Origin of the sequence: Halomonas sp. SIMBA_159 (genome assembly GCF_046536035.1) — a bacterium.
GTDB lineage: Bacteria > Pseudomonadota > Gammaproteobacteria > Pseudomonadales > Halomonadaceae > Vreelandella > Vreelandella venusta_A.
In genome coordinates, this window is the sequence record NZ_JAWJBT010000441.1 from 1 (window position 1) to 277 (window position 277).

The following is a 277-nucleotide window of genomic DNA, read 5'->3' on the forward strand; positions in this document are numbered from 1 at the left end:
GCAGCCTTGATCCGTTTCACCAGCTCCGGAGGTGCATCCATGCGCAAATCGGCCTGCCGGAGTTGCGCGTTGACCTGACGATCCTGGTCGTAAATCTCTCGACATTCCTCGCAGGTCGCGAGGTGGCGTTCGAAATCAAGCGCCTCCGACAGGCTCAGTTCCTCGTCGATATAGCCCGGCAGCAGTTGCAACGCCTGTTCGTGATCCATCATGCCTCCTCATCCGTCGGTGCGAGCAGTAATGCGAGTTGCCGGCGCCCGCGCCCGAGGCGAGACAT

Annotated in this window: 1 protein-coding gene; it reads right to left on the minus strand. The window is 61.0% G+C overall.

Annotated features, from left to right (window positions below; genetic code table 11):
• On the minus strand, positions 1-212 hold a 212-nt coding region (locus R0J87_RS19945), incomplete at its 3' end, for an anti-sigma factor family protein (protein WP_498888423.1).
• Positions 213-277: the final 65 nt, after the last annotated feature.